Origin of the sequence: Haloferax sp. AB510 (genome assembly GCF_024136985.1) — an archaeon.
In the GTDB taxonomy this organism is placed as follows: Archaea; Halobacteriota; Halobacteria; order Halobacteriales; family Haloferacaceae; genus Haloferax.
Genome location: NZ_JAMYJY010000054.1, coordinates 1 through 24,293, shown reverse-complemented (window position 1 = coordinate 24,293; position 24,293 = coordinate 1). Strand labels below are relative to the sequence as shown.

The window sequence follows — 24,293 nt, the reverse complement described above, 5'->3', positions numbered from 1 at the left end:
CTGAGGAGACCGAAGAACGAGTACAATTTGAAGTTCATGAGCGGGGAGAACGGGTCTTTCTATATACTGAGATTGGGGAACGTGCGGTCCATGCTCACGGTGATGTTGGAAAACGAGGACCACTCCATACCAGTGCAGCAGGAAAGGCGATGCTTGCTGCCATGTCTGATCAAGAGGTCGAGAGCATCATCAAGGACAAAGGCTTAGAAGCGAAGACAGAGAACACTATCACCGATATAGATTCCCTCTTTGAGGAGCTTGAGGAAATTAGAGAGAAGGGGGTCGCCTTCAACCGAGAAGAGACGAATCTTGGGATTCGTGCCGTTGGTGCTTCTATAACCCGTCCAAACGGAGTTGTACTTGGCGCTATCAGCGTCTCAGGTCCCGCTCATAGACTTTCTGGAGAGCTATTTAACGAAGAACTTCCCAAAAAGATACGCGGAACCGCACAAGAAATCGAACTGAACCTTGAGTATTGGTCCTGAAGTTGGACTTGTAGGCTGGTATTCACACCTTCATTGTGAGAAATGAGACAGTTGGAGAACGTTCCACTGTACAGAAGCGCTTACCCCATTGATCTATACATGGTCGTTACAATTGTAGTAATGTAATGCAATCCGTCAGCGGGGATCTACGGTGTGGTGTGATAAGTCGATTTTTCTGGCATCCACTCAGCGTGGAAACACTAGATAGGGCGGGACACAAGAGCAAACGATTTCCGTTCTTCTACAGGTCGTTTGTCACGGAATCTGACCACTGGCGACCCGCATCGATACCAACACGTGAATATCATGAGAGCGTCCATGTGTAGCAGTTTGTTGATTTCAGAGAGTCGCTTTGACAGCGTGTTTGAGTGCTTCTCGACCGGGTTTTCTGAAGAGTTCGCTGCTAGCTGATAGGCGCGAAGATACTGTGTCAACTTGTCGTTCGAGACGCCTTGATACGGCGAGAGCCATGCGTCGCTGGCGCGACAGTGGCTCTCGCAAGTGTTAACGTGGACGTCTCCATCAGCGTACTCGCCGTCACCGTGGACGACGTATTCGCGGGTGAACCTATCGTCGTCCTTTAGTGGGTCGTATGCCCGCTGAGACGTTCACTCGTCGGTACAGCCGCCGGTGGCAGATCGAGGACGTTGCGGTACGACTCATCGAGGTAAATCCGCAGATAGTGTTGTCGACGTTTTTCGGAATTTGATATAGCGATATATGGTTTCTCTGCTAAACTCGCAAACTCACCGATGTTTTGCTAATCCTCATTGTCTACTACGGACAACGACACTAGTACAATATTCAAATATAGTTCACAATCGCTGATTGTCTCGAAAATCACGTATTCAGATTCGGATCGGTCGACAGAGGTCCGATTTGGGTGCTTCGACCCCGGGGTTGTGGACCGAACGAGCAACTCACAGATGAGATATCGAACTTGGTCGATGAGTTGTTTCCTGGTACATCGACAGTCCAGTACTGCAATTTCTGTCGAAACGTAACGTAGCCAGTCGGCCGTTAGTTCTGGAAATAGATCGCTTTGGCCCTCACGAACCGGTTCTGCGGTGGTTCGGTGTGGCCCCGACCTCCCTTCACGCGTTTTTCGTCTCGTACTATAACCCGACAGTCGCGGAGCTCATAAACTGTATAAAGCGATATCTATCTTCTTCGTCTGAGGATTTTCAGACCCAGCGTAACGGCCCAAGAGGTGATCAAAGTGGAGCACCGTCGTCCGAGCAGCCAGCGAGCCGTTCCAATTATCTCAGCGAGCATCGGGTGTAACACTCGACGATTCAGCAGTCACCACCTCCAGCTCGTTCCGATTCTGCGTTAATTTTAAATAAAATGAAAATCTGGATAACACGGATAGCTGTGTAATGTGTGTGGTTCGTTCTCATTCGCTCTCGCATCCCGAAATCGAAGGCTTTGACCGCTCAAAAAGCGTCGAACGTTTCGGACTGCAAGCGACGGTAGCCCGAGAATACAGCACAGCGATAGCCAACCCCGGCACGAAACTGACGAACGAATCGATATCCGACTCGTAGCACAACTGCTTTCCACGACGAAAGTGAACACCGCCAGTATGCGAACTGGTGTCATCATCGCCGGCGGGTACTCGACGCGATTCGGTGAGGAGGACAAAGCAGTCGCTTCGCTGGCTGGAACGCCTCTCATCCGCCGCGTCGCCGACCGGATGTCGGGTGTCATCGACAGCCTCGTCGTCAACTGCCGACCGGAGCAGACTGCTGCGCTCCGAACCGCGCTCGACGGCTACGACCACCCGATAACGATTGCGGAGGACGCGGACTGCGACGAGGGCCCGATGTCGGGAATTATGACGGGGCTTCGAGCCGCGGAGACGGAGTACGCGTTCGTCGCCGCCTGCGATATGCCCTTTCTCGAACCCGCGCTCATCGACAGACTGTTCGAGCGGGCAGCCGGCCGCGATGCCGCCGTGCCACGGGTCGGTGACGGTTGGTTCCAGCCGACGTACGCGGTGTACCGGGCCTCGGCGATGGCCGACGCTTGCGAAGCCGCGCTGGCCGAGGGGAGCTACAAAATCATCGACCCGCTGTTCACGCTCGACTACGTCGTCCTCGGGGAGGACGAGGTGCGCGAGTACGCGACTCTCGATACCTTCGAGAACATCAACACTCCCGACGAGTTCGCTCGCGCGGCGGAACAGTTGCGCTAGCGCTCTACGACCGACACGACGGGTTCGGACGCCGTCAACTGCGTCAGTACGACGTGCGGGACGTCCGACCGAGCAAGGATGTCCGACGAAATATCCCGTGCGACAGCCTCGTGGGCCGCGTCATCGACCTTATTCAGTACGGGAACGACCGTCGCACCGTCGGGGACGTCCGCGCGGCCGCCGCGCTCGCTGGTGAGCACGGTTGCGACGTCCTCCGGGCGAATCGTGTCGCCGAGTTCGAGGTCGGTGAGAGCGGCAACCCGCTCCGGGCGGTGGACGCACGCATCGGTAAGTGGCTCACCGACCGCGTGGACGCTCGCGATGGGGAGGACGGTGTCGGCAGTCGCCGGGAGCTGTGGTTCGCGGTCACCCGGGGCCTTGAACTCGCGCATCCGCGCGCCGTCGGCCTTCACCAACACCGCGTCGGCGGCACCCGACTCCCCGATGGCGTTGACCACGTCGGGGTCGTACCCGCGGTAGCGGTCGTCGCGGTCACGGTCGGGGACGACGCCCACCGGCCAGTCAGTCGCCCTTTCGAGCGCGGCGACCGGCGTGTCGGTTACGACCACGTCGGCGACGTGCTGGTCGAAGATGGGGATGCGGACCGTCGCCGTCACGACGGCGCGGTCGAGCCGGCGCGCCAGCGCGTACAGCGTGGACTTTTTCCCGCCCGCGCCGACGACGCAGACCACGCCGCGTCGAGCGCAGAGCGCATCAGCGAGCGTCATGTTCGTTCTCCGGGGTGTGCGCGGTTCGTCGTCCAGCCGTTCGTGCAGTGTTCAAGCATCGAGGATGTCAAAGTCATCGGTGAGTTCGGTAAGGCCGAGGCGGTCGATAGTCTGGGTCGTCGGCACGCCGTCGTCGTTCCAGCCGCGGCGGCGATAGTACGCGTCGAGCATCGAGTCGAAGTCGTCGCGGTCGACGGTCGCACCGGCTCGGGGCCCCGTCTCAAGCGGCTCTTGGAGTGCGGCCGGGAGCGAGTCGTCCTCGCGCGAGATGCCTTCGCGGACGTTGAACAGCCGCGTCACGTTCCAAATCCGCTCGCCGATTGTGGCGAGTCCGCCGACGGTTTCGAGGCCGACCGACTCGAGCCACTCCCGACCGAGGTCGGCGAGCGCGTCGCCGAAAAAGTCATCGGCGATGAGGCTCCAGAGCATCGACCGCCGGTTCTGTTCGCGGATGACCTCCGCCGCGGTCCGGTCGGCCCCCCAGTCTCCGTCGAACGCCTCGCGTTCGATGGGTCGCGCCCGTCGATGGCACGCCCCCCGGTCGCTGGTCGCGTACGCGAGTGCCATGCTCTGCGCGCCGCGCGGGTCGTAGGCCGGTAGCTCCATCGACTTCACCGTGGGGATGAGGGCTCGGCCGCCGAACCGCGTTGCCGCCGCTTCGACCCCCTCCGCGAGCGCGTCGCCGAGGTCCGATTCGCGTTCCGCAATTTCCGCTAAGAGGGCCCGCGCGCCGTCGGGCTCACCGAACGAGAGCGAGCGGTCGAGTACGTCGGCTGCGTTGGCCTTGACCGTCCACGCGACCGCACTCCCGGCGCTAATGAGGTCCATCCCGAGGCGGTCGCAGGTCTGTCCCAATACAGCGACGGCGTCGAAGTCGTCGATGTCGAGTCCGGCTCCGAGCGTCATCGCGGTGGCACCGCGTGGGACGTGGTCGCCTTCCTCCGTAGCCACGCGATACCCGCCCGGAGTCTCCGTGTCGGCGTGTTCGCGGCCGACGGCCCGGTCTTCGACTGTCGCGATACCTAACTCGTCCGCCGCTTCGAACTGTCCGTCGCTCCAGCCTCGCGTCGAAAGTGCGCCGATTTCGTTCGCGAAATCGATCGTCTCGACGGTTCCACTGGCCTGAAGCCACCGCCCGGTGGCGGTCTCTCGGTACTTCGCCGCGTAGGCCGCTCGCAGGTCGTCCAAACCGTCCGGAGGGTCTCCCCGCGCGACGATTGCCTTCAGCCGCTTCGAACCCATCACCGCGCCCGCTCCCCCTCGACCCGCGTGGTGGTCTCCGGCATCGGACGCGATAGTGGCGTATGCGACCTGTCGTTCTCCCGCGGGGCCGATACACGCGACAGACGAATTCGGGAACGCCCGCGCCGTTTCGACCGTCCCGGCCCCCCACGTCTCGGCGGGTTCGATTGTAGCGTCCCCGTCTTCGATGACGAGGTGAACGGGCTCGGACGCGACACCCGTCACGAGCAGGCCCATGTGCGTCCCGAGCGCGCCGGCCAGGGTGTCGGGGAACTCGCCCCCCGCGTACGAGTCGAGAAAACACCCCGTCAACGGGGACTTCGTGATGGCGGCGTATCTCGAATCGCCCGGGAGATAGCCCGAAAGCGGGCCGAGCATGAACAGAATCGCGTTCTCCTCGCCGAGCGGGTCGACACCGGCGTCGAGTTCGCCGTAGAGATACCGGGCGCCCAACCCTTTGCCGCCGACGTATCGCCGTCGCCACTCGTCCGGAATCGGCGTGCTCTCGACCGAATCGGCGGACAAGTCAACCCACAGGAGTCGGTCAGCGATTGGAGGTGCCATCTGGTCGTTCGTCAGTACCGGCGACCAAAAAGATGTGCCGTTCTCGCGGACCGCCAAGCGAGTTCGGTGGCGCGAACGCCTCCGCCAAAGCCGTACTCCTCGGCTCGCTCGGAAGACGAGGCTTGACGCGAACCGACGGGAAACCAGACATGTAACTGAAAATATATGATGTGTTTTCACCGTTGGAGTTCGGAGAACAGCGGGTTCTGCCCCCTGTGTGGTCGACCGTCCCAGTCTTCATTACGACCACTCCCGAGGCGTCACACAGCATCGACATGTCTACAACGGAAATACCGATTACGGTCGTTAGCGGTCCACTCGGCGCGGGTAAAACGACGTTGGTCAACCGACTCCTGAACGACCCCGGTGACAGGGAGATAGCCGTCGTCGTCAACGACATGGGCGAACTGAACGTCGACGCGGAGTTAGTTGCGTCCGAGTCGGACGACGGGGTCATCGACCTCTCGAACGGGTGTATCTGCTGTCGGCTACAGGACGACCTCGTGACCGAGGTGACGCGGCTGGCGGAGAACCGCTCGTTCGACTACCTTCTCATCGAAGCCTCGGGCATCAGCGAACCGCTCCCGATTGCACGGACGCTGGCGAGCGAGTCGAACGAGGGCGGTCTGCCGGAACAACTCCGGTTGGACACCACGGTCTCGGTCATCGACGCCTACGGGTTTTGGAAGGCGTTCGACCCGGCGGAGTCGCTTCCGGACGCCGCCCCCGACCCGGAGCGTCCGCTGACGGAGGTACTCGTCGAGCAGGTCGAGTTCTGTGACGTGCTGTTGCTGAACAAGTGCGATATGGTCCCCGACGATGCGTTGGACGCCGTCGAGGCGGAGATTCGAGAACTCCAGCCGCGTGCGAGCCTCCACCGGACGACGTACAGCGAAGTCGCCCCGGACCGGGTTCTCGATACGGGGCGCTTCGATTTCGAGGCGGCGAAGCGCCACCAGGGGTGGAAGCAGGCCCTCGCGGGCGACGGGACCGAGGCGGACCACGACCACGACACCGACCACGACCATACCCACGACGAGGGCGTCTCGGCAGCGACGGCCCACGGCGTCGAGTCCTTCGTCTACCGTCGAGACCGTCCGTTCCATCCGCAGCGCCTCGACGCGTGGCTCGACGACTGGCGGGGGAACGTCGTCCGCGCGAAGGGGTTCGCGTGGGTCGCGAGTCGTCCCGAGGCGGTCCTCGGCGTGAGTCAGGCGGGACCGTCGGTGCAGGCCGGTCCCATCGGTCGATGGGGAGATGATGACCCCGAGACGCGACTCGTGTTCATCGGCCGCGACCTCGACGAAGACGCAGTAACCCGAGAACTCGACGAGTGTCTGGCGACGACGGACGAGCGAGGGGCGGCGTACCCCGACGACCCGTTTCCCCGTGAGTCCGCCTGATACATAGTGCGAGCGCATACCCGCGTCTTCAGGCGCGGGTCAAGCGGACAATAGCGTACACAACCACCGACGGTAGTACGGCTGGATTTCCCACCGTGTAAGGTGGTTTTAAGACACACGTTACGTATAGTGTGTAGTACGGATGAAGACCACACGGCACGCAACGTACAACCTCAACTACCACATAGTGTGGATACCGAAGTCTCGCAGAACCGACGGTTCTGCGGACATCGCGGAACAGGGTTCCGCTCAGTACCGTCGGTCGGTACTCGTCGGTGACGTTGCAACCCGTGTGCGAGACATCCTCCACGAAATCGCTGACGAGAAGGGGTTGGAGATTATCGACCTCACTGTCCAACCCGACCACATCCACCTGTTCGTCAGTAGCCCGCCGAAGCACGCTCCGTCACTTCTCGCCAACTGGTTCAAAGGCATCAGTTCGCGGAAGTACAACCACCGACACGCCGACCACGACAGTGAGAAAATCAAGTGGGTGCGAGGCTATTACGCGGGGACAGCAGGACACGTTTCGAGTGAGACTGTCGAGAAGTACATCCAGCGTCACGAGGAGGACGAACAGTGACCGAACTCACCGAGACGCTGGAACTGAAGCTTGTGGAACCGAACACCCACAAGCATCGGAAATTCTGTGAGACGGAACAGGCGTACCAAGACGCCCTTGAATCCGCGTTCAACGCTAACTGCACCACACAGTCGGCGGCGAACGACGTGGTAGTCAACTACGACCTGAGCGGCTACGCCAAGAACGCGCTCAAGAAGTACGTCCCACAACTCTGTGGCGGAAGCGACGCCAAAGAGCTTCACGACGACCACCCCGTTCGGTTCACGAACGAAGGCCCGAAGCTCGACCACAAGCCACAGAACGCTATCGAGTGGTACGTCAAAATCCCGCACCACGACGACTACAACCTCTGGTTGCCCGCGCAACCGAATCCCGAACAGCGAGAGTGGTTGGAAGCGTTGCACGCAGGAGACGCAAAGATGGGCGAATGTCGGTTGTTCGACCGTGACGGCGAGTGGTACTTTCACATCGTCGCCACGCGGGACGTGGAGGAACGAGAGACCAGTTCGGCGGAAACGCCGATTGGGGTAGACATCGGGGAAGCCTCTTTGTTAACGGTGTGTCACGGTGACGAGCGCGGCTCCCCGACTGCACCCAACCTCTGGAACGACGAAGGCAAGCGAGTACGGCAACTCCGTGAGACGTACTTCACGGCGACTCGACGCCTTCAAAAACGCGGAAGCGAACGTATCGCTGAATCCTACGGCGACGAATTGTGGCGACACATCGACCACATCCTTCACACGGTCACGTCGGAGGTCGTCTCCTACGCCGACCGATTCGAGAATCCCGTGTTGGTTCTGGAAGACTTGACGCACATCCGTGAGAACATGGACTACGGCGCGTTCATGAATCGACGGCTTCACGGATGGGGCTTCGCCAAGATGCACGCTCAGATTCGCTACAAGGCGTCTGAGAAAGGGATTCGTGTGGAGACAGTGAATCCCGCGTACACCTCGAAAACGTGCCACTGTTGCGGAGAGACGGGCTACCGTCCGAAGCAGGCGACGTTCAAGTGTTCCAACTCGGCGTGTTGGGTTTCGGAGTACCAAGCAGACGTTAACGCCGCGCTCAATATTGCAGACCGCTACCTCAGTGGAGAGAGTCATCCAAGAGAACACACGGCTGGCGATGACTCGGCTGAGGAAGGGGGACGTTTGACCGTCCCACAAGACAGCCAAGCCGATGCTGACACCCAGCAAGAGACGCTTGGAACGTATGCGTCTTGAAACCTTAGGGCCGCACTCGGCCTGAAATCCCATGGTGGGATTCCCGCGTTGACGAGACGCTCTGCGTCTCGTTCGCACACCAGAACGCTGTGCGTTCTGGGGACGACTTTAGGCGCGGGAGGAGGTCAATAGGCCGCGCCGAAGTCGACCTCGTCTCGGAGTTCGTCCCACGACTCGTGGAAGCCATAGGTCGACTCCGACTCACCGCTGATCACCGTCTGATACACCTCGTCGTACTCCAACAACTGCGTCCAACCGTCGTGGTACCGGTAACTGCAGTACTGACACATAGAACGCGATACCGGACAAACCGGCAAAGGAGTATCGGTGGGAACCGAGTTGTGAGGCTCCGCTACTCCTACTCCTAGGGTTCCAGCAGGACCTTGGTGACGCCCTCTTCGCGGTTGTCGAACTTCTCGTACATCTCGGGTGCGTCTTCGAGGCCGACGCGGTGGGAGACGACCCAACTCGGGTCGGCGCGTCCCTCGATGATCATGTCGCGGAGTTTTCGGTTGTACTCCTTGACGTTACACTGGCCGGTGCCGAGGGCCTGACCCTTCTCGAAGAGGAGACCGAAGTCGATGCCGAGGCGGCCCTGCGCGGCCATCTCGTCGGGAGCGCCGGGGTCGTCGGGCACGTAGAGACCGGGGATGCCGAGTTCGCCGGTCGGTCGGACCGTCCGAATGAGGTTGTTGATGACGACGGCCGGGTTCTCCCGGGCGGGGTCGTACGCGGAGTCGGCTTCCTTGTCCGGGTCGATGGCCTGGTAGCCGACCGCGTCGACGCCCTTGTCGACGCCGCCGCCGTGAATCTCTTTGATCTGTTCGACGGGGTCGCCCTCCTCGAAGTTGATGGGCGTGGCGTCACAGTGTTCTTCGGCGAGCGCGAGGCGACTGGGAACGCGGTCGACGACGTAAATCTCGGCCGCGCCCTTGAGTTTGGCGCTGTAGGCGGCCATCAGGCCGACCGGACCGGCGCCGTAGATAGCGACGGAGTCGCCGGATTCGAGATTGGCGAGTTCCGTGCCGTGCCACCCCGTCGGGAAGATGTCCGCGAGCAGCGCGAACGAGTCCTCGTGCTCCCGCCCGTCGGGTAGCTTGAGCGCGTTGAAGTCAGCGTACGGAATGCGGAGCTTCTCGGCCTGCCCTCCCTGATAGGGGCCCATGGCGACGTAGCCGTACGCTCCCCCGGCGAAGCCCGGGTTGACGTTCGTACAGAAGCCGGTGTAGCCGTTCTCACAGTTCTCACAGAAACCACAGGCGACGTTGAACGGCGCGACGACGCGGTCGCCGACTTCGAGACCGCTGACGGCATCGCCGACTTCTTCGACGATACCCATATTCTCGTGGCCGAACACGATTCCCGGTTCCGCGGCCGTCCGTCCCTCGTACATGTGCAGGTCGGACCCGCAGATACAGGTCGTCGTGATGTCGATGACGACGTCGTTCGGGTGTTGAATCTGGGGCTCTTCGACCGCTTCGACCGCGACCTCTCGTTCGCCTTTGTAGACGACTGCGTCCATAGACATTGTGTGAACTCCACTCAACCTCTGCGAACGGTCACCATTTATAGCTCGGGTGGACTTCATTTTCATAAAATCTGATATATTGCGGTTGAGTTGAGTAGTGTCGTCCATTCTCAAACTACCAGATATTTTACTATCTGTGTCCTCTCATGCCGCACTCGTCCGGAAAACACACCCACGACGGCCCGGTTCCGCCTCGTAGCCGACGGCCCCGGCCCCGCTCGGCGCTCTCTTCCGGACCGACCGTTGATGCACCGTCTCCCTGCCACCTGTAACGGTAGTCGTCAACTCGCGTGTGCGCCGAGACATCCCACAAGCACTCCGGTTTCTTACATGACGTGTGCGGCTTCAGTCCCCGAACTGGATTTAATACGGACCGTCCGCAACGGCCGGCCATGAAGCGCACGATTAGCACTTCGGATGCCCCGGCGGCTGTTGGCGCGTACAGTCAAGCGACGACGAACGGCGAGCTACTCCTCACCGCGGGACAGCTCCCGCTCACGCCCGACGGTGAGCTACTCGACGACGCCTCGGTCGGCGACCAGACGAAGCAGTGTCTCGAAAACGTGGCGGCGATTCTCGCCGCCGAGGACGCGTCCTTAGGCGACGTGCTCAAAACGACCGTCTTCCTCGACGACATCGACGACTTCGAGGAGTTCAACGAGGTTTACGGCGAGTTCTTCGACGAAGACCCGCCGGCGCGGAGCGCGGTCGAGGTCGGAAACGTGCCGAAAGGAGCCGCGATAGAAATCGAAGCAGTCGCGGTGACCGAGTAGACGAAACGCCGCTGACCTCTGAAGGGCGCTCGACGATTCCAACGCGCCCGGCATTTTTCGAGCCGACACGTCCCGAGAGAATGCACTTCCGAGCAGTCGGTGCTATAACCGTCGGCTACTCCAATCGCATGTTCTCGGCTCGCTCGGCCGCGAGGTCGGTAATCTCCTCGATGTCGCTCTCGGAGCGGTCCGCGAGGACGCGAACCAACATTCCGAGTTGGACCGCCGCCGTCTCGCGTAACTCCGACGCCTCTTCGGTGTCGTTGGCGAAGTAGTACTCCTGTCGACCGTCGTCGTGGACGAGTCCGGTGTACACGGACTGGACGTCGTCTTCGCGAGTCGCGTCGGCCGCCTTCTCTCGCACGTCGTCGAACCGTGGGTTGGTCATCATCACGGTAGACAACGCGTCGCCGCCTTAGCTTTTTGCTCCGCTCACTGTCCCGTCTGGGGCAGTCACCTGTCTCCCCGCCCACTCGCGCTCGTGCCGATTTCGAGTTCGGTTTCCCGGACACGTCGAAGTCGCACTCCGACGCGAGTTGGTTGGGATGATTTTTTAAGCCCGCCGTGTCTCTTCAACTGTGAGAATGAGTCGCACAGGAAACGCAGTCCGGTCGCCGGTACTCCGGGTCTCGGGAGCCGGGCGGACGGAACACGGCGAGCGCGCTTTGAGCGCCGCACGCGGTACCGCCGACTCCGTCACGGTCCTCCGGACGGGACCCACCGGAATCAGCGAGTACGACCCGTTGGTTCTCGCGACCGACGCGGGGCGGACCGCGTTCTTTCCAGCCCCGGAGCCATCGAGGGTCCGAGACCTCGTCGCCGCCATGGAAGAAGGGGAGTTACCAACGGACGGTGCCGAGGCAGTCGTCGAACACGACGCCGAGGCGGCGACGCTCCCAGTTCCGACCGACGGGCCGCTCGCGGTGGGAAATCGGCGCGTCCTCGGTCCCTGTGGGTGGGTCGACCCGCTGGACCCGACAGCGTATCAGTTCTACTCGCTCGATAGGGACGCGGGCGCCATCGCGGACGCCGGACTCGTCGGTCGAGGCAGAGGCGACGCCGCCGCTGACGACCAGGTCGCAGAGTCTTGGCGGCGCGCGCGAGAGACCGACGGCGACCCGGTCGTCGTCGTGAACGCGAACGACGCGGACGACCGCCAGCGCGCGGACCGAACGCTCCTCGCCGGGTCGCCGATGTCGGTGCTCGACGGAGTGGCGGCCGTCGCCGAGTACATCGGGACGACTGACGCGGTCATCCACCTCGCCGAGACCGACACCGAACTCCAAGCACATCTTCAGGAGGCCATCGACGCCGCCGCAGACGAACTCCCGGTCGTGCCGGGAGTCGTCACTGGTCCGGACGAGTACCGCGCCGGCGAGCCGACGGCGGCGCTGGAAGCGATAGAGGGTGCGGATAGAATCGAGCCCCGTCTCCAGCCGCCGACACCGGCCGAGTACGGACTCTACGGTCGCCCCACGGTCATCCATACGCCGCGGACCTTCGCCCAGATACGTCTCGCGCTCTCGGACTCCGAGGGCACCGATAGAGACGCCGAATCGACGACGCGACTGCTAACTGTCACCGGCGACGTGACCGCGCCCGCGACGATAGAGGCCGGTTCGGACGCCCACCTCTCGGCGGTTCGGAACGCCGTCGAACTGGAGGGGTCGTTCAAGATGGCCTGCGTTGGCGGGGTTTTCGGCGGCCTCACCCGGACGTTGGACGTCACACCGACCGCGGCCGGACTGACTGCGGCCGGCCTCGGAACGGAAGGCGTCGTCGAACTGTTGAACGACGAGCGGTGTGCAGTCGCGACTGCCGGAGAGCGAGCGCGCTTTGCCTCGGAAGCCAACAGCGGGCGGTGCGTGCCGGGACGGGAGGGAACCGTCCAACTCACCGAACTGTTGCGAGCGGTCTACCGAGGCTCGTTCGACCGTGGGAAGATACGCGAACTCGGCCGGGTCATGACCCAGTCGAGCAACTGCCGGCTTGGCGCCGATGCACCGCGTCCGGTGCTGACCGCGATAGACGAGTTCGAATCGAGTTTCGAAGCACACGCCGACGGCCGCTGTCCGAGCGGAACCTGTTCTGACAAACTATGAGTACTGACGACCCACTCCCGGGCGTTCCGGAGATAGACGACCCGCAGCACGAGACGCCGGTCACGGCGGAGTTCGAGACCGGGACCGCGAACGACCCGCCCATCGGAACCGACGGCGAGACCCCGACGACGGTCACCGTCAACGGAACGCAGGTCACCGTCCCACCGGGTTCGACCGTCATCGACGCCATGCAAGCCGTCGACGACGAGGTCGTGAGCGTTGACCCCGGGGCCGACAGCCTCGACGAGGACGCTGACGTTCCGGCGCTTTGCTACTACGACCGCGAGGGCGACGCGAGCGACGAAATCGGCCCTCGGAGCGAGTGCCGAACCTGCATGGTCGAGACGGACGAACACGGGGTCGTTCCCTCCTGTTCGTTCCCGGCGACGGACGGACTGACGGTCGAGACCGACACGGCGACCGCCGAGGAGTGCCGGAGCGTCAACCTCGACCTCGTCCTCTCCAATCACAATCTGCGCTGTACGACCTGTAACGGGAACGGCCGGTGTGAACTCCAGGAGACGGCCATCAGCGAGGGGGTCGACCACCCGCGCTACGGCGTTTTCGACGACCGAAGCGAATACGAACCGCTCGACGACAGCTCCTCGTTCATTCAGATCGACCGCAACAAGTGTATCCTCTGTAACCGGTGCGTCGAAGGCTGTAACGACGTTCAGGTCGAAGGAGTCCTCCGTATCGAGGGCTCCGGAGAGGACACCCGCATCGGCTTCCAGTCCGACGCAGAGACGATGGCCGATTCCGACTGCGTCTCCTGTGGGCACTGTGCCACGGTCTGTCCGACCGGTGCCCTGACCGAGAAAGACATCGGTGGCGCTGGGACGCTCCCGCTTCCGGGATTCACGCAGCGGAACTCCGTCGGGAACGTCATCGAACATGAGGAGGTAGAGACTCTCGACGACACGACGGCACCGAACCGCTCGCCCGCCCCCGGGAGCGCGGGGCGTGCCGGTAGCGAAGCCGAGGTGGCACAGGAGGGACGAAGCGGCGTCGCTCGGTACATGGTCCAGAGCAAACGCCGGGCGTCCGATTTCCTCAGGGAGTACGGTCGGAAGGCCATGCTCGCGGGCGAACACACCGCCGAGAACATCGCGGCGCAGACACTACCAGAGGGTCGGCTATTCGACATCGCGTCGCTCGTCAGCGACTACCGACTGGGTAACCTCGACAAAGCGGAGACGACGTGCGGGTTCTGTGCGGTCGGCTGCCGGTTCGAGATGTGGGGTAAAGACGGCAACGCCCTCGGTGTCCAACCCGTCGACGACCCGGACAACGCCCCGGCCAACAACTTCTCGACGTGCGTGAAGGGGAAGTTCGGACACGACTTTGCCAACAGCAAGAAGCGGCTCACGAAGCCACTGATTCGAAACGAAGACGGCGAGTTCGAGGCGGCCTCGTGGGACGAGGCGCTTGACTACGTCGCCGGCGAACTCCGCGGGATTCAGGACGAACACGGCGTCGACGCGGTTAGTTGCCTCGCGTCGTCGAAAGGGAGCAACGAGGAGGCGTATCTCGTCCAGAAGTTCGCGCGGCAGGTGCTCGGCACGAAGAACATCGACAACTGCGCCCGGCTCTGTCACTCGTCGACGGTGGCGGCGCTCCAACAGACGCTCGGCTACGGCGCGATGACGAACCGCATCAACGAGGACATCGGCGAGGCCGATGCCTACCTCATCAGCGGGTCGAACACGACCGAGTCACACCCGGTGTTGGCGACTCGCATCAAGCAGAACGTCCGCGACGGGGCCGACCTCGTGGTGTTCGACCCCCGGAAAATCGGCATCGCCGAACACGCCGACCAGTACACGAGAACGACGCCCGGCTACGACGTGGCGTGGCTCAACGGACTCATCCGATACCTCATCGAACACGACCTGCACGACGAGACGTTCATCGAACGGAACACGAAAGGATTCGACGCGGTCAAGCAGAAGGTCCAGGCGTTCACCCCCGAGAAAGTCGAGGAACTGGCCGGCGTCTCACCCGACGAACTGCAGTCGGCCGCCGAGACGCTCGCCGACGCCGAGAACGTCGTCTTCGGCTGGGCGATGGGCATGACCCAATCCAGTCACGGCACAGAGAACCTCCTCGCGATGGCCGACCTCGCGCTCACGCTCGGGCAGGTCGGGAAACCGGGTGCCGGACTGTCGCCCTTCCGCGGCCAGAACAACGTGCAGGGCGGCGGCGGCGACATGGGGACCCTGCCCGGCAGTCTCCCCGGATACCAGGACCCGGCCGACGACGAGGTCGGCGAGAAGTTCGCCGAGGTGTGGGGCGAGCGCCCACCGGCGGAACCCGGCCTCAAAGTGCCGGAGATGCTCGCCGAGGCCCACGAGGGGAATCTCCGCGGGATGTACATCGTCGGGGAGAACCCCGCGCTCTCGGAACCCGACATCCAGCACGCCGGCAAGGCGCTCGATAGCTTGGACTTCCTCGTCGTACAGGACATCTTCATGACGGAGACCGCAGAGCACGCGGACGTGGTGCTGCCGGCGGCGACCTCGCCGGAGAAACACGGCACGTTCACCAACACCGAGCGCCGGATACAGCGGGTTCGGGCGTCCGCGGAACCGCCCGGTAAGGCGCGACAGGACTGGGAGATTACGCAGGAACTGGCGGCCAGACTGGGCTACGACTGGGGATACGACCACCCGCGCGAAGTGATGGACGAAATTAGCGACCTGACTCCCATCTACGGCGGCGTCAGCTACGAGCGTCTCGAATCGGGCGCGGAGCACGGACTCCAGTGGCCGTGTTGGGACGAAGACCATCCCGGCACGCCGTATCTCTACGACTACCAGGAGGGGAACTTCAACTTCGACGACGGGCTGGCCCGCTTCGTGCCGGCGGACGGCGGCCACCCCGGCGAAGTCCCCGACGAGGAGTACCCCCTTACGCTCACGTCCGGGCGGGTCCTCTACCACTGGCACACCGGACAGATCACCCGACGCGTCGAGGGCCTCATGAGCCACGTCGGCGAGAGCTTCATCGAAATCAATCCGACGACAGCCGCGGAACTCGGCGTTTCGGACGGCGAGTATGTCAAGGTCGAATCCCGCCGCGGCGACATCGTGGTCAAGGCGACCGTGACCGACCGCGTCGGCGACGGAACGCTCTTCATCCCGATGCACTTCGCGGCCGGCGCGGTCAACAAACTCACGCAGGAGACCTTTGACCCGCAGGCCGGCATTCCGGAGTACAAAGTGTCGAGCGTGCGTGTCGAACCGCTCGGACCGGACGCCGACCCGGACGTGCTGCGGATCCCGGACGCAGGCGCTGGAAGCGCCGCACGCGGAAACGACTGACTACCGGGGTCGTTTCGGTTCTGTAGCTGTCTCCCCCTACGCGGTTAGTACTGTGGCGCTACTACCATTATTCTCCCCCTCAGTATCTCGTCACCGCTGTACTACTCTCCAACACCCAGCGACGTACTGACTGCCGCGAAAGCTGGTGTTTGTGGCGAGAAGTAGCCTGTACGAGCATTCTCGGTTCGCGGGCGAGGCCTGAAACAGGAATATACCATATGACGATATATCATTCTTGGGCGGTGGCCCCACTCTTCGTCCGAGGTTGTGGAACCTCTCCCGCCGCTCGATCCGGCGGCCGCGAACCGGCCGAGATAAAAGATGGCGAGCGCCGGGAACGCGACCAGGAGTTCGCTGAAGTGGAGCGCATCGTGCTGTCGTGGCGTCACTCGGAAGGTCAGCGTTTCGGTTGAGCCTGAAGATGAGAGACTTTCTGGTCGTTCCGTATGATCATGGTGAAGTTGCTGTCGACGAGATGGCTCGTGCTTCGACGAACGTGGATTACAAAAATAAGATTGTAATCCAAAACTCTCCAACGAGGTGTCGGAGGTCGAGGTGAGTGAGTGGCCGCGTGGCTGTCTGTGCGGTGAAGTTGATAACCGAAGAAGCGTTCAACAGTATTGAACAGAAACGAGTCGGATATATGACATTTATCTGGACCTGAAGTTGGGTTCGGGTTCAGTAGTGGGCGTATCGCAGTTCGATGACGTTGGCGGTGCTCTTTACAGCGTCGGCCAGTTCTGCCATCGTTTCAGGAGAACGCACGCGGCTTACTGGTCCGGACACCGAGACTGCGCTTATTACTTCGTTCGTTCGCTGATCCATGATCGGGACGCCGATGGTGAGCACGCCCTGGCGGCGGTCTTGGTCCTCTATCGAGTAGCCGCGGTCTCGCGTCTCTTCGAGTTCTTCGTAGAGTTCCTCGCGCGTGGTTATCGTGTGTTCGTTTGCTTCTGGGAGCCCGTGTTGGTCGATGATTTCCTCGACCCGCTCAGGGGGGTAGTGCGCCAGCATCGCCTTGCCGAGGGCGGTCCAGTGCATATTGGTGTACTCGCCGATGGGTGCGTTATCGTGGATTGCGTCCGCTTCCTCGGACTTGTACAGGAGGACGCGCAGGCCGTTTTCCTCGATACCGAGGTTGGCCACTTCACCCGTTTCTCGCGCGAGTTTGTCGACTTCCAGTTTCGCCGTTCGATAGAGTCTCGACCGGTTCCGAACACCGCCGCCGTACTTCAGGAACCGGAACCCCAGCCGGTAGCTGTCTCCGTCCCGGACGACGAGGTTGAGTGATTCGAGCGTCTTCAGGTATATGTGAACTGTACTTTTCGGGGTGTCGAGCGCAGTAGCGGTCTCTGTCACCGTCGCGCCTCGCTCACCCTCGAGAAAGTCAACTATATTGAACGCGCGTTCAATAGAATTAATCCTGTTCTTCGACCCACCTTCGTCGCGATTTCCAGCCATACGACTCTGTCTCTGACCTATCGTAATAAGCGTACGGTCATCTTCAGAAACGCAACTATTCGATACTGTTGAACGAGTGTCCGCGAAAATTCGCAACGGTTTGTACGACGTCGGTTACGGGACGACCTGATTTTCGAGCTCGTCGTCGCCTTCTTCGAGAGCCGCCACGTTTCTCGCCACAATGTCCGCGAGTCGGCTCCAATGAGCTGGTGTGTGTCCTGCGTTGTGCGGCGTGATTGTCACATTTTCGAACTGCCAGAGGGGGTGGTCCGACGGGAGCGGCTCGGGGTCGGTCACGTCGAGCGAGACGTCGCCGATATCGTTCGACTGAATCGCCCGTACGAGTGCGTCGGTGTCGATGATCTGTCCACGCCCGACGTTGGTGACAGTCGCGTGTTGTGGGAGCGTCTCCAGTTCGGCCGCGCCGACGAGCCCTCGGGTGGTGTCCGTGAGCGGCGACGCGATGACGAGATGGTCCGTTCGAGCGAGCGCGTCGTGGAAGTCGCGCTCGTCGTAGCCGATGACCTCGTCCGTTGGCCCGCTCTTTTCGGGGGTGTACCGGACACCGATAGTGTCCACGTCGAAGCCCGATAATCGGTCGACGACTGCAGACCCGATGGAGCCGAGACCGACGACTGTGACAGTACTCCCGCGTAGTTCACCCGCCTGATAGTGCCGCCATTCGTGGCGCTGTTCGCGACGCCATCCCTCTTTGAAACGCCGCGTGGACGCGAGGATGTAGCCGACGACTTGTTCGGCGATGTTCGGTGCGTGGATGCCCGAGGCGGTCGTGACGGCGACGCCCATGTCAGAGAACACGTCGAGCGGTAAGTGCCCGTACCCGGCGGCGATCCCAGCAAACAGTTCGAGGTTCTCCGCCTCTGACAGGAGCTCTTCGTCGATTTCGACGCTGGAAGCAACAGTCGCGTTGCTGATTAGTTCGCGCTCCTCAGCGGGAGTCCGGGCGAGTGCAACCGTGCGGTTGGGCAACCGCTCGCGGAGTTCTTCGACGTACGCTTCCGCTGGGAGTCCGTGTGTTCCTTGCCGTAAGACGACCACGTCTGGATTTCCGATCATGACTGTAATTTCCTCTCGACCCGAGGGCTGAGAGTCTCCTCAAGCGCTCGGTTGCTTATTGCTTCCGAGGGAGATATATACGTGGTGCTTTTGAGGATTATATTACCGACTGCCTCCTCCGACTGACGACACCGCAACATTCCTAATGGACCTAAATTATATATGCTGCGCCTCCATGTCCCAGACTGGGAATGTCTACCAACCACACTAGACGGCAGTTTGTTAAAGCAGCGGCGCTCGGTGGCGTTGCGGCATCGGCTGGATGTCTCAGTAGCGTTACTGGGAGTAACAACGGCTCCGGTGGCTCGGGTGAGGCCGCGAACACGCTCGAATACTGGGAGTACTTCCACTCGCAGTCCCAGGTCGCAGAGGAGTTGATGAAGTCGACCGTAGAGGAGTTCCAACAGGGACACGACGTCCAGATGAAGATGAACTGGGCGAGTTGGGACGATATCAACGGCGGCAAGTGGAAGAATAATATCCAAAACGGGAACCGACCGGTCATCTACGACTCGACCAACTCCCTCAACGGGCAGTTCATCGATCCCTCGTGGGTGAAACCGGTCAGCGAGTATCGAGACCACCTCGACGACGAAGCGCTCTCGAACATCGAGTGGGCGCTAGAACTCTCGCAGAGCTGTTACCGCGGCTTCGAGAAGGACCTCTACGAGATTCCGGTCGGGATGGAAGTCGGCGCACCGTTCATCGCGCGTGCCGACCACTTCGAGGAGGCGGGGCTCTCTATCGAAGAGGATTTTCCCCCACAGGACTACGACCACCTCGTCGAAATTGCGACCCAGTTACAGGAGAATGGTCCCGGCGACTACGGCTTCCAGATTTACGGCGCACAGGGTGACGTGACCGACGAGGCGCTCGTGACTTGGGCCGCGTCCGAGGGCGGCTACGACGGGATGTACATGAACGAGGACTGGTCCGACGTGAACTACGATTCCGAGGCCTGGAAGACGGCCACGAAACAGTACGTCGACCTCTACCAGAAATACGGCCTCTCGTCGGACAAGGCACCGACGGCCTCCAACGAGGGCGTCGCACAGATGCTCATTCAGGGCAAGGTGAGCATGTATCAAGGCAGTACGAAGGATCTCGGCCTGTTCCGTAGTCGGGCCTCGGAGATGCTCGAAGACGGGACTATCGTGTTCGGACCCTCGTGGGAAGGTGCGGCGGGGAACCGCGGCGAATTCTTCACTCAGTGTGTCGCTCTCATGCGCAAACCGGATGGCGTCTCGCAGGACGTGTGGGACCAGCGGGAGGAACTGGCGATTCAGTGGATAAACAAACTCCTCTCATCGGAGTTTCAAAAAGAGGTCCCCCGTTCGTTGGCGACCCTCCCCGTCCGACGCGACGTGTGGGACGGTCTGAGTGACGATCCGGCACTAGGCGCGAGTAACTACATCTCCAGCCTTCGAACGACGGTCGACGGGATGGAACACGGTTGGTCGAGTCACCCGAAGATGAACGCCATCCAGTACAACATCGCTGGCCCGCTGTTCCAAGAGGCCGTTCGCGGGGAACTCGCACCCGAAGAGGCCTGCACGCGCGCCGCAGAACAGATACGCAATCAGATAGAGCTCTGAGAAGGATGTCGACTCAGAACCGCTTCGACCTCGGGGGCTGGGCGTCGAGCTACCGCGAAACTCTCTCTGAGAACTGGTTCGCGTATCTGCTCATCCTTCCGGTCCTCGCCTTCCTGGTGCTTCTCATGTGGCTCCCATTCGCGCAGGGGTTCTACATGAGCTTTAACGACTGGCCCTTCGGCGGCGAGCCCGCCTGGGTCGGTCTGGAGAACTACCGGTTCCTCTTCGACTGGGAGCCGTTTTACACCTCGTTGAGAGCCACGCTCGTCTTCTCACTCACGACGGTCCTCCAACTTGGCGTCGCCCTCGTGGCGGCGCTCGCGGTGCGCGAGATTCGCCGGGGTAAGAGCTTCGTCACCGGCGTGTTCCTCATCTCGTACACGGTTCCGCCACTTGTCACGGGGACTATCTGGGCGTACCTCCTCCAGCCGGACCTCGGCCCGATATTCGGCTACCTGACGCAATGGGGGCTCCTCGAAGAGACCATATACTGGGGAAGCGACGGCGGTGCGTCCCTCGGCGTCATCCTCTTCGTGACGACGTGGACGTTCTGGCCGTTCATGTTCCTCATCATATCGGCGAGCCTCGAGAGCATCCCCGAAGAACTGTACGAGAGCGCGCGGATGTACGGCGCGGGCCGCGTCCAGACGTTCCTCAGAGTGACGCTCCCGCAACTGAAAAGCGCCATCCTCGTCGCCTTGAGTATCCGCATCATCTGGAACATGACCAAGATATCGCAGGTTCTGCAACTGACCAACGGCGGTCCCGGATACGACACTTCGATACTGGCGGTGTTGTTGTACCGGTTCGCCTACGGACAAGGACGGATGGGTGTCGCTTACGCGGTCGGCGTCATCCTACTGGTCATGACTATTGGATTCGTCTTCGTATTCATCCGCGAGTTCGAGCGGACAAGTGAGGGCCCACAATGAGCACCGACGACTTCGACGTGACGGCGGTGACGCTCAAGGCGACGACCTACGGGGTCATCTCGTTCCTCGTCCTGTTCAACCTTGTCGTGTTGGCGTTCATCTTCTCGGTGTCGTTCATGCCCCCGAGCGAGTTCTTCGGTGCCCCGCACATCATCCCGCAGAACCCGACGCTCGATGCGTGGGCGAGCGGGTTCGAAGAGCTACAGGACAACCTCGTCAACAGCTTTCTCATCGGACTCGGAACGACTGTCGTCGCGCTGGCAATCTCCATTCCCGGCGCGTACGCCTTCGCCCGAAAGGAGTTCTACGGCAAGCGGGCCGGGTTCTACGCCATCATCTCGGCGATGATGTTCCCGTATATCCTGCTCGTCATCCCTATCATGGACCTCTGGAACGACTTGGGTCTGTACAACACCATCCCGGGCATGATTATCGCTTACCAGGTGTTCGTGACACCGTTCGCCATCTGGATTCTCCGGGACTTCTTCGCAAAGCTCCCGACAGACATCGAGGAGGCTGCGCAGGTGTACGGATGCACCCAGTTCACGGCGTTCCTGCGAGTCATCCTCCCCCTCGCGACGCCCGGTATTGTCGCGGTCGGCTTCCTCGCGTTCCTCACCGGGTGGAACGACTTCTTGTTCGCTAATCTGCTGACGACCGGGACCGGTCCGGTCCCAGCGGTGCCGGTCCTGTACGGCACCATCGGAGGTGGCTCTGGCGAGCGAGTCTACTGGGGCAAACTGATGGCTGAGACGCTCATCATCGGTACGCCGCCGACGATACTGTATCTCGTCGCGCGCAACTACCTCGAAAACGCATTCACGGTCTGACACAAAACACCATGACAGCACTCGAAGACACGACCACGGAAGAGACGGCTCAGACGGCAGACGCGACCGATAGCGTGGCCCCATCTGAGACTGACAGCTCGGGCGGCCATATCCGCCTCGAAGGAATCAGAAAGACGTTCGACGGCGGCGACATCGTTGCCTGCGACGATGTGAACATCTCCATGGACGGTGGTGAGTTTGTCGTCCTCGTCGGACCGTCGGGGTGCGGCAAGACGACGACGCTCCGATGTATCGCTGGCCTCGAAGAGCCGGACGGGGGCCGAATCGTCGTCGACGGCAAGGACATCACCGGCTTGAAGTCGAAAGACCGGGACTTGGCGTTCGTATTCCAAAGTATCGCGCTGTTCCCCCACATGAGCGTTCGGAAGAACATCCGGTTCGGTCTCGACATGAAAACCGACCTCTCCAAAGCTGAAAAGCGTGAGCGCGTCGAATCGGCGGCCGAGACACTCGGTCTCGGGGAGACGTTGGACCGCAAGCCTGCGGCGCTTTCCGGCGGTCAGCAACAGCGCGTTTCCCTCGGTCGCGCGATGGTGATGGAGCCCGCCGCCTTCCTCCTCGACGAGCCGTTCTCGGCGCTTGACGCCAACCTTCGCGACCACATGCGCGTCGAGGTGAAAAAGATTCAGCGCCGGCTTGAGACGGCGATGGTGTTCGTCACTCACGACCAGGAAGAGGCGATGACGCTCGGCGACAAAATCGTCGTGATGAACGACGGCTACGTCCAGCAGATCGGAACGCCCTACGAGATTTACAACGAGCCAGCGAACCGGTTCGTCGCCGACTTCATCGGGTCGCCGTCACCGAATCTCGTGGAGTGTACCGTCGAGCGAACGGCCTCTGGTATCACTTTCGCGAGTGACTTCTGCCGAATTCCCGCAACCGACGAACAGGCCGCCGAAGTACAGGACGGTCAGACTGTTGTTTACGGTATCCGTCCGGAGTATCTGAGTATGTGCGACGACGGAGGACACTTCACTGCTCGGCTGGACGTCGTCGAACCGCTCGGTGACCGGGACGCGATCCATCTGACCTCTGGTGATACGTCTCTGTCGGCGGTGACGCCGCAAGGGGAGGTCTCCCGCGACCGAGACGAGGTTAGCGTGGTCATGCAGACCGACGAGGCGTGGCTGTTCGACGAGCACGGCGAGCGAATCGTCTGACCCACGCTATACCACGTCAGCGCCCGAATACCCCTCTCTCTTCGAATTCTTCGCGCCCAAACAGCTATGTCGGTCGAAGCCGAATCACGGCTACTGGTGTACGCTGAGATGACACGATACGAAACCGTCCGACGCGCAGCGACTGAGGGTTCCGAAGTCGCACATGAACTGTTTAGAACTGACCTTGCCGTCGACACTAAACGGTCGAAGCTAGATCTCGTGACGAAGGCAGACACGGAGACACAGCGCCGGACCATCTCGGTCATCCGAGAGTCGTTCCCTGACGCGACTATCGTCGGCGAGGAGGAAGATGAGCGCAAGTCCGTCCCCGAAGACGGCGACGCATGGGTCATCGACCCCATCGACGGGACAACCAACTTCGTCCACGGCTCACAGCTGTGGACGACGACGGTAGCGTGTGTTCGAGACCACCAGACTGTGGCGGCTACGACTGTCGCTCCAGCACTCGGCGACGTCTACGCGGCGACCGTGGACGGTGCGACCCGGAACAGTAATCCGATTACAGTTAGTTCGAAGACTGACCTCGATGAGTTCGTTGTCGCCCCCATCCTGCGCTACGGCCCCGACCGCGACGCCGAATTCGGCGACTTCCTCAGACGACTCGTTATCCGATTCGGGGATCTGCGCCGACTGGGATGTGCGCAGGTGACGTTAGCGATGGTCGCCTGTGGAACGCTAGACGTCGCCGCCTCGGAGCAACCCGACCCCAATCCGTGGGACACCATCGCTGGTGTCTCTCTGGTCAGGCGGGCTGGCGGTACTGTGACCGATGTCCGTGGTAACCAATGGATGCCCGGGTGTGAGGGCCTCGTCGCGTCCAACGGAGAGGCGCATGACGAAGTTCTCGACCGCGTGACGACCGACTAACTCAGGCAGTCTGCTTCTGGGTGTCTTTTGAGATAGCGCCTGCAACGAAGCCACGAAATTACGCCGATAGAAGGACTTACTACGCATGCGTAGCACGAATTAAGCATGCCGGTAAACTACGCGGAGTTGCACGATCCGAACGCGGAGTACACGATGCGGGAGCTGTCGG

20 protein-coding genes and 1 pseudogene are annotated in these 24,293 nt (G+C 61.5%); 13 read left to right on the top strand and 8 right to left on the bottom strand.

Features of this window, described 5'->3' with window-relative positions; all coding sequences use genetic code 11:
• A partial coding sequence (locus tag NKF06_RS11675; RefSeq protein ID WP_253245474.1) for an IclR family transcriptional regulator occupies positions 1 to 485 on the top strand: 485 nt, incomplete at its 5' end.
• Positions 486 to 824: 339 nt separating this feature from the next.
• Here NKF06_RS11675 and NKF06_RS11670 read toward each other — a convergent pair.
• Positions 825 to 1,084 (bottom strand): annotated as a pseudogene (locus NKF06_RS11670) (IS1595 family transposase); the annotation flags it as partial.
• A 986-nt stretch (positions 1,085 to 2,070) separates the two neighbouring features.
• On the opposite strand from NKF06_RS11670, the gene NKF06_RS11665 reads away from it, so the two are divergent.
• On the top strand, positions 2,071 to 2,682 hold the full coding sequence (locus NKF06_RS11665; RefSeq protein ID WP_253245473.1) for a molybdenum cofactor guanylyltransferase: 612 nt from the start codon (positions 2,071 to 2,073) through the stop codon (positions 2,680 to 2,682).
• Here the strand turns inward: NKF06_RS11665 and yqeC are convergent.
• Together yqeC and NKF06_RS11655 are read right to left on the bottom strand one after the other, a co-directional pair.
• On the bottom strand, positions 2,679 to 3,410 hold the full coding sequence (gene yqeC / locus NKF06_RS11660; RefSeq protein WP_253245472.1) for a selenium cofactor biosynthesis protein YqeC: 732 nt from the start codon (positions 3,408 to 3,410) through the stop codon (positions 2,679 to 2,681). The genes NKF06_RS11665 and yqeC overlap by 4 nt on opposite strands.
• A gap of 51 nt (positions 3,411 to 3,461) precedes the next feature.
• Positions 3,462 to 5,216: an aldehyde ferredoxin oxidoreductase C-terminal domain-containing protein gene (locus tag NKF06_RS11655; protein ID WP_042662611.1), complete on the bottom strand. Its 1,755-nt coding sequence runs from the start codon at positions 5,214 to 5,216 to the stop codon at positions 3,462 to 3,464.
• 275 nt (positions 5,217 to 5,491) lie between these two features.
• Here NKF06_RS11655 and NKF06_RS11650 point away from each other — a divergent pair, with 275 nt between their 5' ends.
• From NKF06_RS11650 to NKF06_RS11640, 3 genes are all read left to right on the top strand, one after another.
• Positions 5,492 to 6,619: a GTP-binding protein gene (locus NKF06_RS11650; protein WP_253245471.1), complete on the top strand. Its 1,128-nt coding sequence runs from the start codon at positions 5,492 to 5,494 to the stop codon at positions 6,617 to 6,619.
• Between the two features lie 142 nt (positions 6,620 to 6,761).
• Complete coding sequence (tnpA, locus tag NKF06_RS11645) at positions 6,762 to 7,202, top strand: IS200/IS605 family transposase (RefSeq protein WP_042662612.1); 441 nt, start codon at positions 6,762 to 6,764, stop codon at positions 7,200 to 7,202.
• Positions 7,199 to 8,431 (top strand): transposase, encoded by a 1,233-nt coding sequence (locus NKF06_RS11640; protein WP_253245470.1) that lies wholly within the window; start codon positions 7,199 to 7,201, stop codon positions 8,429 to 8,431. Before tnpA ends, NKF06_RS11640 begins: the two co-directional genes overlap by 4 nt.
• A gap of 125 nt (positions 8,432 to 8,556) precedes the next feature.
• Here the strand turns inward: NKF06_RS11640 and NKF06_RS11635 are convergent, their stop codons facing one another.
• On the bottom strand, positions 8,557 to 8,721 hold the full coding sequence (locus tag NKF06_RS11635) for a hypothetical protein (protein ID WP_193493643.1): 165 nt from the start codon (positions 8,719 to 8,721) through the stop codon (positions 8,557 to 8,559).
• A 74-nt stretch (positions 8,722 to 8,795) separates the two neighbouring features.
• On the bottom strand, positions 8,796 to 9,953 hold the full coding sequence (locus tag NKF06_RS11630; RefSeq protein ID WP_253245475.1) for a glutathione-independent formaldehyde dehydrogenase: 1,158 nt from the start codon (positions 9,951 to 9,953) through the stop codon (positions 8,796 to 8,798).
• A gap of 398 nt (positions 9,954 to 10,351) precedes the next feature.
• Between NKF06_RS11630 and NKF06_RS11625 the strand changes: the two genes are divergently transcribed.
• Positions 10,352 to 10,732 carry a Rid family detoxifying hydrolase gene (locus tag NKF06_RS11625; protein ID WP_042662614.1) on the top strand — a complete coding sequence of 127 codons (381 nt, stop codon included), beginning with the start codon at positions 10,352 to 10,354 and terminating at the stop codon, positions 10,730 to 10,732.
• Between the two features lie 115 nt (positions 10,733 to 10,847).
• On the opposite strand, the gene NKF06_RS11620 is transcribed toward NKF06_RS11625, so the two are convergent.
• On the bottom strand, positions 10,848 to 11,123 hold the full coding sequence (locus NKF06_RS11620) for a hypothetical protein (protein ID WP_042662615.1): 276 nt from the start codon (positions 11,121 to 11,123) through the stop codon (positions 10,848 to 10,850).
• Positions 11,124 to 11,316: 193 nt separating this feature from the next.
• On the opposite strand from NKF06_RS11620, the gene NKF06_RS11615 reads away from it, so the two are divergent.
• Together NKF06_RS11615 and fdhF are read left to right on the top strand one after the other, a co-directional pair.
• Positions 11,317 to 12,834 carry an NADH-ubiquinone oxidoreductase-F iron-sulfur binding region domain-containing protein gene (locus tag NKF06_RS11615; RefSeq protein ID WP_253245469.1) on the top strand — a complete coding sequence of 506 codons (1,518 nt, stop codon included), beginning with the start codon at positions 11,317 to 11,319 and terminating at the stop codon, positions 12,832 to 12,834.
• A complete protein-coding gene (fdhF, locus tag NKF06_RS11610) occupies positions 12,831 to 16,157 on the top strand; it encodes a formate dehydrogenase subunit alpha (RefSeq protein WP_253245468.1) in 3,327 nt (1,108 codons plus the stop codon). The genes NKF06_RS11615 and fdhF overlap by 4 nt, the downstream gene beginning before the upstream one ends.
• A gap of 678 nt (positions 16,158 to 16,835) precedes the next feature.
• Here the strand turns inward: fdhF and NKF06_RS11605 are convergent.
• Together NKF06_RS11605 and NKF06_RS11600 are read right to left on the bottom strand one after the other, a co-directional pair.
• The gene (locus NKF06_RS11605; protein ID WP_256477309.1) at positions 16,836 to 17,618 is read right to left on the bottom strand and encodes an IclR family transcriptional regulator; all 783 of its coding nucleotides are present in this window, start codon (positions 17,616 to 17,618) and stop codon (positions 16,836 to 16,838) included.
• 114 nt (positions 17,619 to 17,732) lie between these two features.
• On the bottom strand, positions 17,733 to 18,695 hold the full coding sequence (locus tag NKF06_RS11600; protein WP_042666165.1) for a D-2-hydroxyacid dehydrogenase: 963 nt from the start codon (positions 18,693 to 18,695) through the stop codon (positions 17,733 to 17,735).
• A gap of 191 nt (positions 18,696 to 18,886) precedes the next feature.
• Here NKF06_RS11600 and NKF06_RS11595 point away from each other — a divergent pair, with 191 nt between their 5' ends.
• From NKF06_RS11595 to NKF06_RS11575, 5 genes are all read left to right on the top strand, one after another.
• Positions 18,887 to 20,290 (top strand): extracellular solute-binding protein, encoded by a 1,404-nt coding sequence (locus NKF06_RS11595; RefSeq protein ID WP_253245466.1) that lies wholly within the window; start codon positions 18,887 to 18,889, stop codon positions 20,288 to 20,290.
• Between the two features lie 5 nt (positions 20,291 to 20,295).
• Positions 20,296 to 21,222 carry a sugar ABC transporter permease gene (locus NKF06_RS11590; RefSeq protein WP_253245465.1) on the top strand — a complete coding sequence of 309 codons (927 nt, stop codon included), beginning with the start codon at positions 20,296 to 20,298 and terminating at the stop codon, positions 21,220 to 21,222.
• On the top strand, positions 21,219 to 22,052 hold the full coding sequence (locus NKF06_RS11585; RefSeq protein WP_042666159.1) for a carbohydrate ABC transporter permease: 834 nt from the start codon (positions 21,219 to 21,221) through the stop codon (positions 22,050 to 22,052). Before NKF06_RS11590 ends, NKF06_RS11585 begins: the two co-directional genes overlap by 4 nt.
• Positions 22,053 to 22,063: 11 nt before the next feature.
• Entirely contained in the window at positions 22,064 to 23,236 is a 1,173-nt protein-coding gene (locus NKF06_RS11580) for an ABC transporter ATP-binding protein (protein ID WP_042666157.1), read from the top strand.
• A 108-nt stretch (positions 23,237 to 23,344) separates the two neighbouring features.
• Positions 23,345 to 24,124, top strand: coding sequence for an inositol monophosphatase (locus NKF06_RS11575; RefSeq protein ID WP_253245464.1), 780 nt, complete (start codon positions 23,345 to 23,347; stop codon positions 24,122 to 24,124).
• Positions 24,125 to 24,293: the final 169 nt, after the last annotated feature.

Excerpts from the sequence above, each read along its gene's own strand:
- NKF06_RS11665 (WP_253245473.1), top strand. The coding sequence starts at position 2,071 with ATGCGAACTGGTGTCATCATCGCCGGCGGGTACTCGACGCGATTCGGT.
- NKF06_RS11590 (WP_253245465.1), top strand. The coding sequence starts at position 20,296 with ATGTCGACTCAGAACCGCTTCGACCTCGGGGGCTGGGCGTCGAGCTAC.
- NKF06_RS11635 (WP_193493643.1), bottom strand. The coding sequence starts at position 8,721 with ATGTGTCAGTACTGCAGTTACCGGTACCACGACGGTTGGACGCAGTTG.
- NKF06_RS11625 (WP_042662614.1), top strand. The coding sequence starts at position 10,352 with ATGAAGCGCACGATTAGCACTTCGGATGCCCCGGCGGCTGTTGGCGCG.
- NKF06_RS11595 (WP_253245466.1), top strand. The coding sequence starts at position 18,887 with ATGTCTACCAACCACACTAGACGGCAGTTTGTTAAAGCAGCGGCGCTC.
- NKF06_RS11650 (WP_253245471.1), top strand. The coding sequence starts at position 5,492 with ATGTCTACAACGGAAATACCGATTACGGTCGTTAGCGGTCCACTCGGC.
- yqeC (WP_253245472.1), bottom strand. The coding sequence starts at position 3,410 with ATGACGCTCGCTGATGCGCTCTGCGCTCGACGCGGCGTGGTCTGCGTC.
- fdhF (WP_253245468.1), top strand. The coding sequence starts at position 12,831 with ATGAGTACTGACGACCCACTCCCGGGCGTTCCGGAGATAGACGACCCG.
- NKF06_RS11585 (WP_042666159.1), top strand. The coding sequence starts at position 21,219 with ATGAGCACCGACGACTTCGACGTGACGGCGGTGACGCTCAAGGCGACG.
- NKF06_RS11605 (WP_256477309.1), bottom strand. The coding sequence starts at position 17,618 with ATGGCTGGAAATCGCGACGAAGGTGGGTCGAAGAACAGGATTAATTCT.
- NKF06_RS11615 (WP_253245469.1), top strand. The coding sequence starts at position 11,317 with ATGAGTCGCACAGGAAACGCAGTCCGGTCGCCGGTACTCCGGGTCTCG.
- NKF06_RS11580 (WP_042666157.1), top strand. The coding sequence starts at position 22,064 with ATGACAGCACTCGAAGACACGACCACGGAAGAGACGGCTCAGACGGCA.
- NKF06_RS11630 (WP_253245475.1), bottom strand. The coding sequence starts at position 9,953 with ATGGACGCAGTCGTCTACAAAGGCGAACGAGAGGTCGCGGTCGAAGCG.
- NKF06_RS11655 (WP_042662611.1), bottom strand. The coding sequence starts at position 5,216 with ATGGCACCTCCAATCGCTGACCGACTCCTGTGGGTTGACTTGTCCGCC.
- NKF06_RS11575 (WP_253245464.1), top strand. The coding sequence starts at position 23,345 with ATGACACGATACGAAACCGTCCGACGCGCAGCGACTGAGGGTTCCGAA.
- NKF06_RS11620 (WP_042662615.1), bottom strand. The coding sequence starts at position 11,123 with ATGATGACCAACCCACGGTTCGACGACGTGCGAGAGAAGGCGGCCGAC.
- tnpA (WP_042662612.1), top strand. The coding sequence starts at position 6,762 with ATGAAGACCACACGGCACGCAACGTACAACCTCAACTACCACATAGTG.
- NKF06_RS11600 (WP_042666165.1), bottom strand. The coding sequence starts at position 18,695 with ATGATCGGAAATCCAGACGTGGTCGTCTTACGGCAAGGAACACACGGA.